This is a genomic window from Arsukibacterium sp. (assembly GCF_033722355.1).
Classification (GTDB): Bacteria; Pseudomonadota; Gammaproteobacteria; order Enterobacterales; family Alteromonadaceae; genus Alishewanella.
This window is the reverse complement of record NZ_JAWVZF010000014.1, coordinates 1-16348: the sequence shown is the minus strand read 5'-3', so window position 1 is coordinate 16348 and position 16348 is coordinate 1. Positions and strand designations below refer to the sequence as shown.

Below are 16348 nucleotides of genomic sequence, written 5' to 3'. Positions count from 1 at the left end.
GCATAACATGGCACAGAATCAATACTACGGAACTGGTCGTCGTAAAAGCTCAACGGCCCGCGTCTTCTTAAAAGCTGGTTCAGGTAACATTGTTATCAACCAGCGCGCTCTGACCGAGTACTTCGGCCGTGAAACTGCCTGTATGGTAGTAAAGCAGCCGTTAGAACTGGTTGATATGGTTGAGAAGTTCGACCTTTACATCACGGTAAAAGGTGGTGGTATCAGCGGTCAGGCCGGTGCTATCCGTCACGGTATTACCCGTGCACTGATGGAGTTTGACGAATCATTGCGTCCGGCTCTGCGTAAAGCAGGCTTTGTAACGCGTGACGCTCGTCAGGTTGAACGGAAAAAAGTGGGTCTGCGTAAAGCACGTAAACGTCCACAGTACTCAAAGCGTTAATTCGCTGCAGGTACCCGAAACCCGGCTTTATGCCGGGTTTTTTTATATCTGGGATTTTTGAAATACACTATGGCGCAAGCCTTGAACTGTAACGCTTTGTTGCTGTTTAAACCGGCACTATGCCGATATATTAGTGATTGATCCAAGCTTAAACCTTGTGTAAAGCAGGGCTTTTCATTATGATCGGCGTTATTTTTCAAACTTATAATAATTGCTGGAATTCAGCCGCTTAAATTTAGTTTAAGTTAAGCGTAAATGTGGAGATGAGTGGATGAGCAATGCGCCTGTAGATCATGGTCGCCGCCGCTTCCTTACCATTGCTACCTCAGTAGTGGGAGGCGTGGGTGCTGTAGGAGTGGCTGTGCCCTTTATTGCATCCTGGAATCCGAGTGAGCGGGCTAAACAAGCCGGTGCTGCAGTCACTGCAGACATAAGCAAACTCGAGCCAGGGCAGTTAATCCGGGTAGAGTGGCGGGGTAAACCGGTGTGGATTGTAAAACGCACCGACGAAACGCTGCAACAGCTGGCAGAAACAGAAAACAGACTGCGCGACCCTGGTTCAGAAATACAGCAACAGCCCGCTTATGCCCAGAACCAGCACCGTTCTATTAAGCCGGAAATTTTCGTCGCCGTAGGTATCTGTACTCATCTGGGTTGCTCACCTACCTATCTGCCGAACGATTTTTCAGCGCAGGTAGAAGGCATCCGTGCCGGCTTTTTCTGTCCTTGTCATGGCTCTAAGTTCGATATGGCGGGCCGGGTATTCCAGGGCGTACCGGCACCAACCAATTTAGTGGTACCGCCACATATGTTCATCGACGATAACACCATAATGATAGGTGAAGATGAGGGGGCTGTCTGATGTTTAAAAATCTGATGAGCTGGATTGAATACCGCTTGCCTTTCATGGATAAGATGAATCTGCATGTTATGCAGTATCCGGCACCGAAAAACTTTAATTTCTGGTACTTTTTTGGTTCGCTGGCCATTCTGGTACTGGTTAACCAGATCATTACCGGTATCTGGTTAACAATGAATTATGAGCCGTCAGCGGAAGGCGCTTTCGCGTCAGTTGAATATATTATGCGCGACGTTGATTACGGCTGGCTGCTGCGCTATATGCACTCGACCGGTGCTTCGGCCTTTTTCGTTGTGGTATATCTGCACATGCTACGCGGCATGATGTACGGTTCTTATCAGAAACCACGGGAACTGCTGTGGATTTTCGGTATGTTGATTTTCCTGGTGCTGATGGCTGAAGCCTTTATGGGCTATCTGCTGCCATGGGGGCAGATGTCATTCTGGGGTGCCCAGGTCATTATCGGTATCTTTGGTACCATTCCCTTTATCGGTGAAGATTTAACGCTATGGATCCGGGGCGATTACGTGATTTCCGGCGCGACGTTAAACCGTTTCTTTGCACTGCATGTTATTGCGCTGCCGTTAGTACTGGTTATTCTGGTATTCCTGCACATTATGGCATTGCATGAAGTGGGTTCAAATAATCCGGACGGCATCGATATCAAGAAAGATAACGACGGTTCCGTTGAGCAAACTGAAGCGGATAAAAAGTTTACCTTCCACCAGTATTTTACCCGCGGTGGCAAGAAAGTGATTGTGGATGCGATCCCATTCCACCCCTACTACACCGTAAAAGACCTAGTTGGTGTGGCCGGCTTCCTGCTAGTATTTGCCTGGGTTATTTTCTTCCTGCCAGAAGGCGGTGGTTACTTCCTGGAGCCGCCTAACTTTGAAGCAGCTAATCCGCTGAAAACGCCGGAGCATATTGCCCCTGTCTGGTACTTTACCCCGTTCTACGCCATTCTGCGCGCAGTTCCACACCCGTTTATGGGCGCTGTCGCGATGTTTGCTGCTATCGTTGCCCTGGCGCTACTGCCATGGCTTGATCGTGGTAAAGTACGCTCAGTCCGCTATCGCAGTGGTTTGCACAGAATTAACCTGATTAATTTCTGCATCAGTTTTGTCGCGCTGGGTATCTTAGGTGTGCTGCCTGCTGAGGGTGTTTATACCTTACTGGCTCAGATTTTCTCGTTTACTTATTTTGGTTTCTTTGTGCTGCTGTTCTTCTACAGTAAAAATGAAAAAACCAAACCATTACCAGAGAGGGTTACCTAATGATGAAAACGTTATTGTCTGCTGTTGCATTATTAGCTTCTTCTCTGGCCATCGCAGCAGGCCCGACCGTACCACTGGATAAGGCGCCTATCGATTTAACCGATAAGGCCTCGTTACAAAACGGTGCCAAGCTGTTCCAGAATTACTGTCTGGGTTGTCACCAGATGCAATATCAGCGCTATTCACGGACCTTTGCTGATCTGGATATTCCACAAGAGCTGGGTATGGAGCATCTGATGTTTACCGGCGAAAAAGTCGGTGACCATATCACTAACAACATGGCTGCTAAAGATGGTGAGAAATGGTTCGGTGCCACCCCACCTGATTTAACTAACGTCGCCCGGGTACGGGGTCCGGATTGGTTATATACTTATCTGCGCACCTTTTACGTTGATGAAAGCCGGCCGTTTGGCGTTAATAATGCGGTATTCCCGATGGTAGGTATGCCCCATGTACTGCAGGAATTGCAGGGCGTGCCGAGCAAAACTTACGAAACACGGCTGGTCGACGGTGAGCCTAAAGAGATTTATGTTGGCATTAAAACTGACGGTAGTGGTGAGTTGAGTGAAGAGGAATATGATCGTGCTATTGCCGATCTGGTAAACTACCTCGAATATGTTGGCGAGCCAACCAAGCTGGAAGCACACGCTCTGGGCTACAAAGTTATGATATTTCTGTTGATTTTCTTTGTGCTGGCCTATTTGCTGAAGAAAGAATACTGGAAAGATGTTCACTAATTAATTGATTTAATTAGTATTTAGTTGCCAGGGGCCTTAGCGCCCCTTTGCCGTTTTTTATTTTACCGGAGGAATAAATGGCGATCATTGCCAATAAACGCCCTGTGATGACACTTTTCACAGCTATAGATGATATGTACAGTCACCAGGTGCGTATTGTGCTGGCTGAAAAGGGCGTAACTGTTGATATCCTTCAGGTAGCTCAGGATAACCTGCCAGAAGATTTGTACGAAGTGAACCCTTACGGCAGCTTACCGACATTACTTGACCGTGAACTGGCCTTGTATCAGGCTGATATTATTATGGAATATCTGGACGAGCGTTTCCCGCATCCGCCACTTATGCCGGTATACCCGGTAGCCCGTGGTCAGGCCCGGTTAATGATGTACCGGATTAAGAACGACTGGTACAGTCTGGCAGAGAAAGTGCTCAGTAATGCCGACGATGCCGATAATGCACGGCAGGAGTTAAAAGAAGGTTTGCTGTCGCTGGCACCGCTTTTTAACGAAACGCCGTTCTTTATGAGTGAGGAATTTGGTCTGGTCGATTGTTATATGGCAGCGCTGATGTGGCGTTTACCCAGCCTGGGGATCGAATTTCAGGGGCCGGGTAGCAAAGAGCTGAAGAACTATATGGCACGGATTTTCGAACGTGATGCATTTCAGGCTTCACTGACTGATGCAGAGCGGGAAATCCGGCGTGGGATGCGCTTGTAATGGCGGCAATGTCACCAAATCGTCCGTATTTAATCCGGGCGTTCTACGAATGGATAGTTGATAACGACTGTACGCCGTATTTGGTGGTAGATGCCAGTTATCCGCAGGTAAAAGTGCCACAGCAGTTTGTGCAGAATGGCCAGATAGTGCTGAATGTGCTGCCCTCAGCGGTTGGTAATATGCAGCTGGGTAATGATGCCATTACCTTCAATGCCCGCTTTGGTGGTCAGCCGTTTGCATTGCATATTCCGGTAAAGGCGGTACTGGCCATTTATGCGAAAGAAAATGGCGCAGGCACCGTATTTACCCTTGAGGAAGAAGACGATGAAGCGGAGTTATTTGCTGAGCCGCTTGACGATGATGAGACACCAGAACCGCCAAAGCCCAAAAAAGGCAGTCATCTGAAAGTCGTTAAGTAATTTTTTTGAGTCAGTCAATCTTTGCGATAAAGCTGCCAGGGGCAGCTTTATTTTTTAGAGGCGGCCAATTGCCAGAAAGCCTGGAGCAGCGGTTGTTCCCGCTTTTTATGTAACATACAGACACCCAGCTCAAACGGCTGAAACTGATAGCTGATATCCAGGATCCTTACCCGGTCGCGCACCGGACTATGCTGAATAACCGGCTCAGGCACCACTGCCACGCCGCTGCCCAGGGCAACCATAGATACCATTGCCTCGTGGCCATCAACTTTAACCGCAACGTTAGGGGTGATGTGACTGTCTGCCAGCCATTGGTCGGAACGGGAACGGGCCGGGCCATGATCTGGCTGAACCAGCGGAATATCATTCCAGTTGACAGGGGCTTTCATTAGTAAATCATTTACTTTACATGGGATCACCGGCGCTATCAGCCATACCGGCAACTGCGCAATCCGCTGAAAAATCATGTTTGAAGGTAACTGGGCCGGATAAGCCGCCAGGGCGATGTCGACGTCACCGGCTTTTATTTTTTCAAAAGCTAAAGCCGCATCGCCGGTGGTCAGCTTAATTTCAGCTCTGGGACATTGCAGCCGGAATTTATCCAGAATTGCCGGCAAGTGGCTGTAGCTGGCTGTCACGGTACAGAATAACCGGATTTCACCACTTAATTGTTCGCTGGCCAGCTGCAAATCCAGTTGCAGCTGATGCCATTCATCCAGCCATAACCGGACAAAACGCTGTACCCGCACCCCGGCTGTTGTTAACTGAACAGAACGTTTATCACGGTTAAATAACAAGGTACCCAGTTCATCTTCCAGCCGTTGAATTACCCGGGTAAGGGTAGACGGACTGACATACATCTGCTCACTGGTTTTGGCAAAATTAAGGCTGGATGCTAAATGCAGAAACAACTGAGCACTGCGAATATCCATAGCTTATCCTTATTGCATAATATGAAATACAGAGTTTTAAATATATCACTTCACGCAATTAAAAGTAGTGTCTATCATTGCTTTATTAACGCAGTCTGCCAGGCCCAGGCGCCATCATGTTGTCATGATGCCCCTTAATGCTAAACGGGCAGCGCGGTGTCAGCTAAGCCAGGCTTACCCGTTAATCTGAATTCTGAGAGCGAATATGAGCAATTATTTTAATACCCTGAGTTTACGCCAGCAGTTACAGCAGTTAGGCCAGTGCCGCTTTATGGATAAAAGCGAATTCAGCGATGGCTGTCATTTTATTAAAGACTGGAATATCGTTATCGTCGGTTGTGGTGCTCAGGGCCTGAACCAGGGGCTGAACATGCGTGACTCCGGGTTACAGATTAGCTACGCGCTGCGCGATGAAGCGATTAGCGAACAGCGGGCTTCATTTAAAAAGGCCAGCAGCAATGGCTTTACGGTAGGCAGCTATCAGCAGCTGATCCCAAAGGCTGATCTGGTATTAAATCTGACCCCGGATAAACAGCATAGCAGCGTGATTGACGCCATAATGCCACTGATGAAACCGGGCGCAACCCTGGCTTATTCGCATGGTTTTAATATTGTCGAGGAAGGTAAACACATCCGGCCCGATATTACTGTTGTCATGGTGGCACCCAAGTGCCCGGGTACCGAAGTACGGGAAGAGTACAAACGCGGTTTTGGCGTACCCACGCTGATTGCTGTGCATCCGGAAAATGACCCGAAAGGTCAGGGCCTGGCCATAGCTAAAGCCTACGCATCAGCAACCGGTGGCGACCGCGCCGGCGTATTGCAGTCATCGTTTATTGCCGAAGTGAAATCCGATTTAATGGGCGAGCAAACCATCCTGTGTGGCATGCTGCAAACCGGCGCAATTCTGGCGTTTGATAAGTTAGTCGCCGACGGCGCAGAGCCAGGCTATGCCGCCAAGTTAATTCAGAATGGCTGGGAAACAGTAACCGAAGCTCTGAAGCACGGTGGTATTACCAATATGATGGACCGGCTGAGTAACCCGGCCAAGATTAAAGCCTTTGAGCTGGCAGAAAAGCTGAAGGTAACGCTGCGGCCATTATTTGAAAAGCATATGGACGACATTATCAGCGGCGAATTCTCCCGCACCATGATGGCCGACTGGGCTAATGATGATAAAAACCTGCTGCGCTGGCGTGAGCAAACCCGCGAAAGCGGCTTTGAACAAGCACCGGTATCAGATGAAAAAATTACTGAGCAGGAATACTTTGACCGCGGCATTTTGCTGGTGGCGATGGTTAAAGCCGGGGTGGAACTGGCTTATGAGACTATGGTCGATGCCGGTATTGTTGCCGAGTCGGCCTACTATGAGTCTTTGCATGAAACACCGCTGATTGCCAATACCATCGCACGCAAGCGCTTGTATGAGATGAATGTAGTGATTTCCGATACAGCTGAATATGGTAACTACCTGTTTGCTCACGCTGCGATACCTTTACTGCGTGATAAAGTAAACAGCCTGAGTAATGAGTATATCGGCAAAGGGGTAAGTCAAAGCCAGACCGGCGTGGATAACTTAACGCTAATTGCGGTAAATGAGGCCATTCGGCAGCACCCGGTAGAAATAGTAGGTAAAAAATTACGTGGCTATATGACGGCGATGAAACGAATTGTTGAGGCTGGGTAAGCCTGCAACAGAAAGAATGATGTGGTTAATGGCGGCTAAACAGACGGTTAAGCCAGGTTAGCGCCAGACCAATAACGATGTTATACGTGGACCTTGGTTGTTTTGCCCCGCTTGTCGGGGCTTTTTTTTGGGTGTAAGGTCATAGGCGTTATAAAGCAGGAGTGGTAGATGAAAAATATTGCACTGGTGGCTCACGATGGCAAAAAAGCCACGTTATTAGAGTGGATTGAGAATCATAAGCCATTTTTTTCGGATAAAAATTTATACGCAACCGGCACTACCGGTAAATTAATCAGTGAAGCGCTGGCGCAACCGGTGCAATGTATGACCAGCGGTCCGCTCGGTGGTGATCAGCAAATTGGCGCCTTAATTGCTGAGCAGCAAATAGACTGGCTGATTTTTTTCTGGGACCCGTTGTCGTCCCAACCGCATGACCCTGACGTTAAAGCGCTGATCCGCTTAGCGGTGGTGTGGAATATTCCGGTGGCATGTAACCGTGCCACCGCCGATTTTATTATTCACTCCAGTTTATATCAGCAGGATTATCAACGGGAAATACCGGATTACTCAGCACATAACCATCGCTTAAATAAAGATTAGCCGTTAAAGCGACAACAGAGGTTGCTCCGGCTGCTACAGCGTATAACAATACGGTATATATTTATAAATATAAGCCCGAAACGTATTGAGAATAATTCGCGTTTGTGGTTATATAACAGCCCTGTGTATTCCACAAAAAGCCGGGGTTACGTTTATGCAAATGAGATCAAAGTTACTAGTTGTTGCAGCACTTAGCAGTGCTTTGTTCAGCACTGCTGCGGTTTTTGCTGATGAAGTTAATATTTACTCTGCAAGGCAGGAAGAGCTGATTAAGCCGCTGCTGGATAAATTCAGTGACCAAACCGGGATTAAAGTTAATTTAATAACCGGCAAACCGGATGAGCTGATTAGCCGGCTGGCCAGTGAAGGCCGCAACAGCCCGGCTGATCTGCTGATTAGTACTGATGTGGGGCGTCTGTACCGGGCGAAGCAGCAGGGTGTGCTGCAAAGCATCGAGTCTGATAAGTTAAATGCGGCAATACCCGAGCAATTGCGTGACCCGGCAGGCCAGTGGTATGGCCTGACTATGCGTGCCAGACCTATTATGTATGTACCAGGCAAAGTCAATCCTGCCGAGCTTTCGACCTACGCCGATCTGACCAGCCCGAAATGGCGTGGCCGTATCTGCATTCGCTCTTCTGATAATATTTACAATCAGTCAATGATTGCCGGCATCATTGCCCATGCAGGCGCCGACGCGGCCGAGCAGTGGGCAAAGGGACTGGTTGCTAATTTTGCCCGGCCGCCACGGGGTGGTGATCGCGACCAGATCAGCGCTGCGGCAAGCGGGGTATGTGATATTGCCATTGCCAATACGTATTATTTAGGCGGCATGCTGGCGGATAAAGAACAGTTATCGGTTGCTGAAAAAGTAAAAGTATTCTGGCCAGATCAGCAGGGTAATGGTGTACATGTCAACATTTCAGGGGCCGGTGTGGCTGCCCATGCGCCAAATAAAGACAATGCCGTGCGGCTGCTGGAATATATGGTAACTGAGCAGGCCCAGCAGTGGTATGCCCAGACTAACCACGAATACCCGGTGGTTGCGGGTGTGCAGCAGAGTGATTTGTTAAAAGCCATGGGTGATTTTAAAGCCGATAAGCTGAACCTGGATAAGCTGGGTGAGCTTAATGCGGAAGCTATCCGGGTAATGGACCGCGCTGGCTGGCGTTAAGCCGCAGCCAGATCCGGCAAAGCGGATCAGCAAAGAGGTAGTATGCTGCCATTAAAAGCGGATATCTGGCGTTGGTCCGTACTGGTACCGGCATTGCTGTTAGCAATGCCGGTACTGATCGTTTTTGGCAGCGTGCTCAGCCCTGATATCGAAGTTTGGCGCCATTTACGCCAAACCGTGCTGGCTGACTACATTATTAATTCGCTGCTGCTGGCCTGTGGTACTGGTGCGGGTGCCCTGATTATTGGCACGGCAACCGCCTGGCTGGTCAGCCAGTATCAGTTTATTGGCAGGCGCATGTTGCAATGGCTATTACTGCTGCCATTGGCGATGCCGGCTTATATTATTGCCTACACCTATACCGGCATGCTTGACTTCGCCGGACCGGTACAAAGCGCTATCCGTGAATATTTTGGCTGGGCTTATGGCGATTACTGGTTTCCGGAAATTCGTTCGCTGAGCGGCGCTATTCTGATGTTATCGCTGGTGTTATACCCTTATGTGTATATGCTGGCCCGCAGCGCTTTTCGTGAGCAGTCAGCCAGCATGCTTGAAGCCAGCCGGACTCTGGGCTTCACGCCACGGCAGCATTTCTGGAAAGTGGCATTGCCGCTGGCCCGGCCGGCCTTGCTGACCGGCGTGGCCCTGGCAATGATGGAAGCCTTTGCCGATTATGGCACCGTGCAGTACTTTGGTATTGCGACTTTTACCACCGGTATTTTCCGTACCTGGTTTGGTATGGGCAGTCAGCAGGGGGCTGCACAGTTAGCGGCACTTCTGAGCAGTTTTGTGCTGGTTTTACTGGTGCTTGAACAGTGGTCAAGACGGAAAATCCGTTACTTTTTTCAGGGCCAGCGTCAGCAAATTAACCCATTACGAAAACTTAGCAAAGGGCGGCAGTTACTGGCTGCGCTGCTCTGTTTGTTACCGGTGCTGCTGGGGTTTGTTATCCCGGCCACTCAGCTCGCCAGCTGGGCTTTACCAAACTGGCCAACCTTGCTGACAACCGACTTTGTTAATTTAGTCTGGAACAGCTTTAGCCTGGCCGCCCTGGCGGCGGTGTTATCTGTCATGCTGGCGTTATTATTTGGATATGCCAGCCGGCTGCGCCGTGACCCGTTGGTGCGATTGCCGGTTCGGCTGGCAGCGCTGGGCTATGCGATACCGGGCACTGTTATCGCCATTGGGGTGATGATCCCGCTGGCCTGGGCGGACCGGAATATTGATTTGCTGGCTGAACAGTGGTTTGGTGTGCGTACTGGTTTGCTATTATCAGGCACCTTGTTTGCGTTATTGCTGGCTTATAGTGTGCGGTTTCTGGCCGTGTCGTTACATAGTGTGGAGGCAGGCCTTGAGCGGATTAAACCCAGTATGGATAATGCGGCACGATCGCTGGGCGCCAGGCCGCTGCAGGTGCTGCGACGGGTGCATGTGCCACTGTTGCGTGGCAGCGTATTAACGGCATTAATGCTGGTATTTGTTGATGTGTTAAAAGAGCTGCCAGCCACGTTAATTTTGCGGCCGTTTAATTTTAATACGCTGGCGGTGCGGACTTACGAGCTGGCATCAGATGAGCGGCTGGCTGATGCGGCTTTACCGGCACTGGCTATTGTTTGCGTCAGTATTATCCCGGTTATTTTGCTATCGCGGACACTTGATAGCAACAGAGGATCTTAAGCATGGTAGTTCTGGATAAGCTGGCCGTCGCCTACGGGCCGCATGTGGTGGTAAAAGATGTCAGTCTGGCATTGGCCGAGGGCCAGATAGGGTGTCTGGTCGGGCCGTCAGGTTGTGGTAAAACCACCTTGCTGCGGGCGATTGCCGGTTTTGAACCGGCCGCCAGCGGCAGCATCAGCCTGCAGCAGCGGGTTGTCAGCGACAAGCAGACTCAGCTGGCGACCGAGCAACGCCGGGTGGGAATGGTATTTCAGGATTTTGCCCTATTTCCGCATTTGTCAGTAGCCGACAATATCAGTTTTGGTTTGCAGAGCCGCAGTAAAAAGTTTAAGCAAGACAAAGTAAAGCAGTTGCTGCAGCTGGTAGGATTGCCGGATTTAGCCAACCGTTACCCGCATCAGTTATCCGGTGGTCAGCAGCAGCGGGTAGCGTTAGCCCGGGCGCTGGCGCCCGAGCCCAAAGTGCTGCTCCTGGACGAGCCATTTTCAAGTCTGGATGCAGAGCTGCGTGAGGCACTGGCGCGGGATATCCGGCATATTCTGCAACAATTAAAAATTACCGCTGTTATGGTAACTCATGATCAGTTTGAAGCCTTTACCATGGCCGACATGGTGGGGGTAATGCAGCATGGCAAGTTGCAGCAGTGGGCCACCCCCTATGAGCTCTACCATAAGCCGGCCAGCCGTTTTGTCGCTGACTTTGTTGGCCGTGGGGTGTTGTTACCGGGGGAAATGCTTGATGGAATTAAAGTGCAAACCTGCCTGGGGGTTTTTAAACAGCGTTATCTACAAAATGCCAGCAGCGGCGATAAAGTCGATGTGCTGATAAGACCAGACGATATTGTGCACGATGATGCCAGCGGTATTACCGCCAAGGTACTGGAAAAATCCTTTCGTGGCTCGCATATCCTGTATACGCTGGCACTCAGTGGCGGCGAGCAAGTCTATTGTCTGGCATTAAGCCATCATAACCATGCCATTGGTGAGCAAATCGGGATCCGGCTCGATTTAGACCACCTGGTATTATTTCCACGTATTTAATCGCTGTGCCAGCGCGGCCAGGATAAAGACGTTGTAGTAAATAAAAAGGGATACCCTGTACCAGCGGCATCCCATCCAGGAACTGACAAAATAAGTTATTCTGACTCTATAAAGTGACGGATTTTATCTGCAACCGCGCTGATCCCTACTATGCCATCCAGATGACCCCAGATGCCGGGTATTTCGGCATAATCCACAGTCTTACCGGCGGCCTGCATGGCTTCCGCGCTGGCCTTGGCCATCTCGGGCAGTAGCAGCTGATCGCCGGCTGCCGGTAAAAACAGGGTTTTGGCCTTAACCCGGCTAAGCGCCTGCTGCCAGTTGTCGCCCATGCCGGCCCGGTATAACTGGGACGCCCGGATTAAATACAGAATATGGTTAGCGTCCTGCAGTTGCGAGCGCAGCTTAGCGTGGCCCATCAGCTGCTCCCAGGCAGAAAAGCTGGCGAGAATGTCGTGATGCGGTGCTTTGTCGGTTTCCGGTGCCGGATAGCGCATATTAAAACCTGTCGGATAAACCGCATCCTGAATAATGTAGGCCAGGGCAGTCGTTAAGCCTTGCTCCGGCTGACCATGCTGATAATAATCGCCGCCACGCCAGGCCGGGTCCTGTTTTATCGGGTAAGCCCAGCGCTCTAACCGCACTGCGGCCCAGGCATCGATATAGGCCGTGCCAATGACCGGTATTAGCCGCTCAACCCGCTCAGGGTAACGGCTTGCCCATTCAATCGCCTGAAACGAGCCCATTGAGCCGCCAACAACCGCATGCAGTTTGTTAATGCCTAAGCTGTCGAGCAGGGCTTTTTGCACCTCAACAAAATCACCAATGGTAACCACCGGAAAAGCTAAGCCATAAGGCTTGCCGGTTGCCGGATTGATGGTTGCCGGGCCGGTGGTAATGACATTGGGGTCAAATACATTGGCGTTAACCAGCGTATCGACACTGATGACAAAGTATTTATTGGTATCAATCGCTTTACCCGGGCCGATAATGGCATCCCAGTAGCCCGGTGCGGCGTCCGCTTCAGTGTATTTGCCGGCGGCATGCGAGCTGCCGGAGAAAAAGTGGGTGATCAGTATTGCATTGGATTTATCAGCATTCAGCTTGCCATAGGCTTCCCAGCCAACATTTACCGGGCTTATCAGAGCCCCATTTTCTGTTTTAAAGCTTGCCATTTCAAAAGCTTGCTTTTTAACCAGCATAGCATCACTTTGCCAGCTGCTCAGCAATAACGTCAGCAATAACAATGTCTGAAAGAGTTTCATTATTTAATCCTTAAAACCACTGAAACAATACTATGGCCAAAACCACGCCCAGTAACGGCATCAGCACGCTGACGACGGCCATCGGCCAGTAAGCATTCTGATGGGTTTCACCACAAATAGCACGGATAGTGGTAACGACGTAACCATTATGCGGCAGGGAATCCAGCGCACCTGATGAAATGGCGACTACCCGGTGCAGCTGTTCAGCGTCAACTCCGCGGTCCAGATAAGTTGGTGCAATTTCCGGCAGGGCAATGGCCTGCCCCCCTGATGCTGAGCCGGTTAAACCGGCAATAGCGCTGACCGCTACCGCCGCACCAACCAGCTCGGGCCCGGGCAAATGTGTCATATAATCCACCACGCTGCTAAAAGCCGGGGTTAGCTTGGCAACACTACCAAATCCGACAACGGCGGCGGTATTACCAATAGCAAGCAGCGCACCGAGTACGCCTTCATTGGTGGCCGCCGCCGGGTTGGCCAGAAAGCGGAAATTCAGTAAATATAAGCTGACCACGCCGCCGGCCAGCGCAATGATCAAGGCCGCCTGCTGCAGGCTGTCGTGTAACAGAAAGGAGGTAACCAACACCACCAGCAGTGGGATTAAACCGGTCAGCCAGTGCGGCAAGGGTTTGTCGGTTAACGTCGGGTCACTGCTGCGCTGAATAAAATGTTCACCATTTTTAACAGCCTTTTTTATCATCCACATCAGGCTCAGATAGCCGCCAATCGCCATAAACAGCGCCACAACAATACTAACTTCCCAGCCAGCATAAGGCGTTGTTCCCAGATAAGGTATTGGGATCCAGTTCTGAATTTCCGGCGAGCCGGCAGACGTCATGGTAAACGTTACCGACCCCAGCGCCAGCGCAGCCGGAATAAAACGCCGGGGTAAATTGGCGCCTTTAAATAAGCTGACTGCCATCGGATAGGCCGAGAAAGCGACAACAAACAGGCTGACCCCACCGTAAGTCAGAACGGCACAGGCCAGCACGATGGCCAGTACGGCGCGGGTATGGCCCAGTCGTTTAACAATGGCCAGCGCGACTGCATCGGCGGCACCGGTATGCTCCATCAGTTTGCCGAACAAGGATCCCAGCAGAAACATCAGAAACCAGGCCGCAACAAAACCAGCGAATCCGTTCATGTAGCCATGAACAAAATCAATTTTATCAGCAACCTGCCAAAAAGGTATACCATTGGTTGCCGCGACGAGTAGGGCACATAGTGGTGCTGTGATAAATAAATTAAAACCGCGCATGGTGAAGACAATCAGCAAGCCCAGCCCTAACAGTAAGCCAAAGATACTTAACATCGGCAAATCCTTGTTATCATTTTCAGCTAGTCTGATACAGCTTGGCGGTTGCCACCATAGTACTAAGGTACAGGTTAAAAATTCTGCGTTTAGGCCTACAGTAACAGCACTGGTTAGTACCACATTTTGTAATCAATCAGCAGGAGAGCCAACGATGGCCAATAACTATAACAATGATGCACAGCACATGTTTACCCGCTCTGCCCTTAAACCCAGCCTGTTAGCTCTGGCGATCAGCAGCTGTCTGGCAGCGCCGGTAATGGCTCAGGATGACGCTGGCGCTGAGGCTGAATTAAAACTGGAACGGATTGAGGTTACAGCGCGGCGCACTGTGGAGAGCCTGCAGGAAGTGCCTGTTGCCGTAACTTCTATTGGCGCAGATGATATTGCCCAGCGCGGTTTATCTTCGGTTGTCGAAGTACAACAGTTTTCACCGAATACCACCTTGCAGGCCAGCCGCGGCACCAACTCGACGTTAACGGCGTTTATCCGCGGTGTGGGCCAGGAAGATCCTTTATGGGGTTATGAGCCAGGTGTCGGCATTTATATTGATGACGTCTATGTTGCCCGGCCACAGGGGGCCGTACTGGACATTCTTAATGTTGAACGGATCGAAGTGCTGCGCGGGCCACAAGGTACGCTGTACGGTAAAAATACCATAGGCGGTGCCGTTAAATATGTTACCCGCGAAATGACGGGCGATACCGAATTTTCAATCAGTGGCACTGTCGGCAGTTATAATCAGCGCGATATTAAAGTAACAGGTCAAATTCCGCTTATTGCCAATACTCTTTACTTAGGTGTCGGCTACGCTAACCTGCAGCGCGATGGCTATGGTGAGTTCCTAACGTCAGCCCTGCCCAATCAGGACCGGGAAAACTACAACAAAGATCTGCAGGCGATGCGGCTGACCCTGGAATACCGGCCGCTGGATAATCTGTTCTTCCGGCTGAACTACGATAAAACTGAAGATGATTCTAATGCCAAAGGCGGGTACCGGTTACTGCCCAGTCTGTTAACCGATGCGCCGGTACCGGATAGCGTATATGACTCTTATACCAGTCTGCCAACCTGGAACAAGGTGGAAACGGATGGTATCAGTCTGACAGCAGAGTGGGACATTAACGATAATTTCACCCTGAAATCGATCACCTCAGAGCGGACCAGCTACTCGCCGACCAATATTGATTTTGATAATACGTCGTTGCGGATATTTGATGTTCCGGCGATTTATGATGATGAGAATTTTACCCAGGAACTGCAGTTAAATTATCAGACTGACGGTTTTAAAATGGTATCAGGCTTGTACTACTTTACCGCTGACTCCTGTGGCACATTCGATGCAATTCTGGAAGTACTGGGACAGGCACTTGGTGCCCCTGGCTTAACCCGTGAGGTTAGCGGTTGCAGTAACACCGACAGCTCTGCCATTTATGCCCAGGGCAGCTACGATTTAACCGACAAATGGTCTGTTACCGCGGGTTTACGCTACACCAAAGACGAAAAAGAAGCCATTGTTCGCAATGGCCTGATTTTCAACACAGTTTATCCTGAGTCTGGATGGATCCCAGGTTATGTGCGGCCTGATGGTTTAACCACGCCGGTGGTGCTGGACGATGAGGAAAGCTGGAACAAACTGACCCCGAAAATTGGCGTGGAATATCAGCATAGCCGGGATATGATGCTGTATGCCAGTTTTAGCCAGGGCTTTAAATCCGGCACCTTTAACCCAAGAGCGTCAGGTCCGGAAGACGCGGCTGATCCGGAAACTGTTAATTCCTATGAAATTGGTATTAAAAGCGACTGGAACGACAGCCTGCGTTTAAATGCCACCCTGTTTATGCTGGACCACAAAGATCGTCAGTATATTACTGTTATTCCGGATCCGGATGACTCTTCGGCATTGAATCAGCGGTTGGGTAACGTTGGTCGGTCTGAAGCAACCGGTGCAGAGCTGGAAATGACCTGGATAGCCAGCCGCAATCTGAACATTTACGCCAATATTGGTTTAATCGATGCCAGTTTTGAAGAAGTGATTCAGTTTACTGCACCCGGTGTTTCTGAAGATATCTCAGACCGGTTTACTATCACTAACACGCCGGAAACGACGGCCACAGTGGGTTTCAGCTACGATATGATTACTGACTTTGGTGATGTTATCTTCAACGGTAATTATGCCTATCGCAGTGAATACGATCTGGTCGAGCTGGATAACCTGCTAACCCAGGATGGCTACGGCTTGCTGAATCTGGG

The 16348-nt window shown here is 50.2% G+C and carries 15 protein-coding genes; 12 read left to right on the top strand and 3 right to left on the bottom strand.

Going from position 1 to position 16348, the window contains the following annotated elements:
• Window positions 1–7: 7 nt before the first annotated feature.
• The 6 genes from rpsI (at window position 8) to R3177_RS03015 (ending at window position 4408) form a co-directional block, all read left to right on the top strand.
• Window positions 8–400, top strand: coding sequence for a 30S ribosomal protein S9 (gene rpsI, locus R3177_RS03040; RefSeq protein ID WP_318969562.1), 393 nt, complete (start codon window positions 8–10; stop codon window positions 398–400).
• Window positions 401–671: 271 nt separating this feature from the next.
• On the top strand, window positions 672–1262 hold the full coding sequence (gene petA / locus R3177_RS03035; protein WP_318969561.1) for a ubiquinol-cytochrome c reductase iron-sulfur subunit: 591 nt from the start codon (window positions 672–674) through the stop codon (window positions 1260–1262).
• Window positions 1262–2536 (top strand): cytochrome b, encoded by a 1275-nt coding sequence (locus tag R3177_RS03030; protein WP_413229056.1) that lies wholly within the window; start codon window positions 1262–1264, stop codon window positions 2534–2536. Before petA ends, R3177_RS03030 begins: the two co-directional genes overlap by 1 nt.
• Before the next feature lie 2 nt (window positions 2537–2538).
• Complete coding sequence (locus R3177_RS03025; protein WP_413229058.1) at window positions 2539–3273, top strand: cytochrome c1; 735 nt, start codon at window positions 2539–2541, stop codon at window positions 3271–3273.
• 77 nt (window positions 3274–3350) lie between these two features.
• Window positions 3351–3989, top strand: coding sequence for a stringent starvation protein SspA (gene sspA / locus R3177_RS03020; protein ID WP_318969559.1), 639 nt, complete (start codon window positions 3351–3353; stop codon window positions 3987–3989).
• 8 nt (window positions 3990–3997) lie between these two features.
• Window positions 3998–4408: a ClpXP protease specificity-enhancing factor gene (locus R3177_RS03015; RefSeq protein WP_318969558.1), complete on the top strand. Its 411-nt coding sequence runs from the start codon at window positions 3998–4000 to the stop codon at window positions 4406–4408.
• 47 nt (window positions 4409–4455) lie between these two features.
• On the opposite strand, the gene ilvY is transcribed toward R3177_RS03015, so the two are convergent.
• The gene (gene ilvY / locus R3177_RS03010; protein ID WP_318969557.1) at window positions 4456–5340 is read right to left on the bottom strand and encodes an HTH-type transcriptional activator IlvY; all 885 of its coding nucleotides are present in this window, start codon (window positions 5338–5340) and stop codon (window positions 4456–4458) included.
• Window positions 5341–5545: 205 nt separating this feature from the next.
• On the opposite strand from ilvY, the gene ilvC reads away from it, so the two are divergent.
• From ilvC to R3177_RS02985, 5 genes are all read left to right on the top strand, one after another.
• Window positions 5546–7027, top strand: a complete 1482-nt coding sequence (ilvC, locus tag R3177_RS03005; protein WP_318969556.1) for a ketol-acid reductoisomerase — start codon at window positions 5546–5548, stop codon at window positions 7025–7027.
• Between the two features lie 168 nt (window positions 7028–7195).
• A complete protein-coding gene (locus R3177_RS03000) occupies window positions 7196–7627 on the top strand; it encodes a methylglyoxal synthase (protein ID WP_318969555.1) in 432 nt (143 codons plus the stop codon).
• Window positions 7628–7781: 154 nt separating this feature from the next.
• On the top strand, window positions 7782–8801 hold the full coding sequence (locus R3177_RS02995) for a Fe(3+) ABC transporter substrate-binding protein (RefSeq protein WP_318969554.1): 1020 nt from the start codon (window positions 7782–7784) through the stop codon (window positions 8799–8801).
• A 42-nt stretch (window positions 8802–8843) separates the two neighbouring features.
• Window positions 8844–10478 carry an iron ABC transporter permease gene (locus R3177_RS02990; protein ID WP_318969553.1) on the top strand — a complete coding sequence of 545 codons (1635 nt, stop codon included), beginning with the start codon at window positions 8844–8846 and terminating at the stop codon, window positions 10476–10478.
• Window positions 10479–10480: 2 nt separating this feature from the next.
• Window positions 10481–11518 carry an ABC transporter ATP-binding protein gene (locus R3177_RS02985; RefSeq protein WP_318969552.1) on the top strand — a complete coding sequence of 346 codons (1038 nt, stop codon included), beginning with the start codon at window positions 10481–10483 and terminating at the stop codon, window positions 11516–11518.
• Between the two features lie 95 nt (window positions 11519–11613).
• Here R3177_RS02985 and R3177_RS02980 read toward each other — a convergent pair whose 3' ends face one another.
• Complete coding sequence (locus tag R3177_RS02980; protein WP_318969551.1) at window positions 11614–12783, bottom strand: E22 family MetX-like putative esterase; 1170 nt, start codon at window positions 12781–12783, stop codon at window positions 11614–11616.
• Between the two features lie 10 nt (window positions 12784–12793).
• A complete protein-coding gene (locus R3177_RS02975) occupies window positions 12794–14095 on the bottom strand; it encodes a GntP family permease (RefSeq protein ID WP_318969550.1) in 1302 nt (433 codons plus the stop codon).
• 154 nt (window positions 14096–14249) lie between these two features.
• Between R3177_RS02975 and R3177_RS02970 the strand changes: the two genes are divergently transcribed.
• The coding region (locus R3177_RS02970) for a TonB-dependent receptor (RefSeq protein ID WP_318969549.1) at window positions 14250–16348 on the top strand (2099 nt) is incomplete at its 3' end.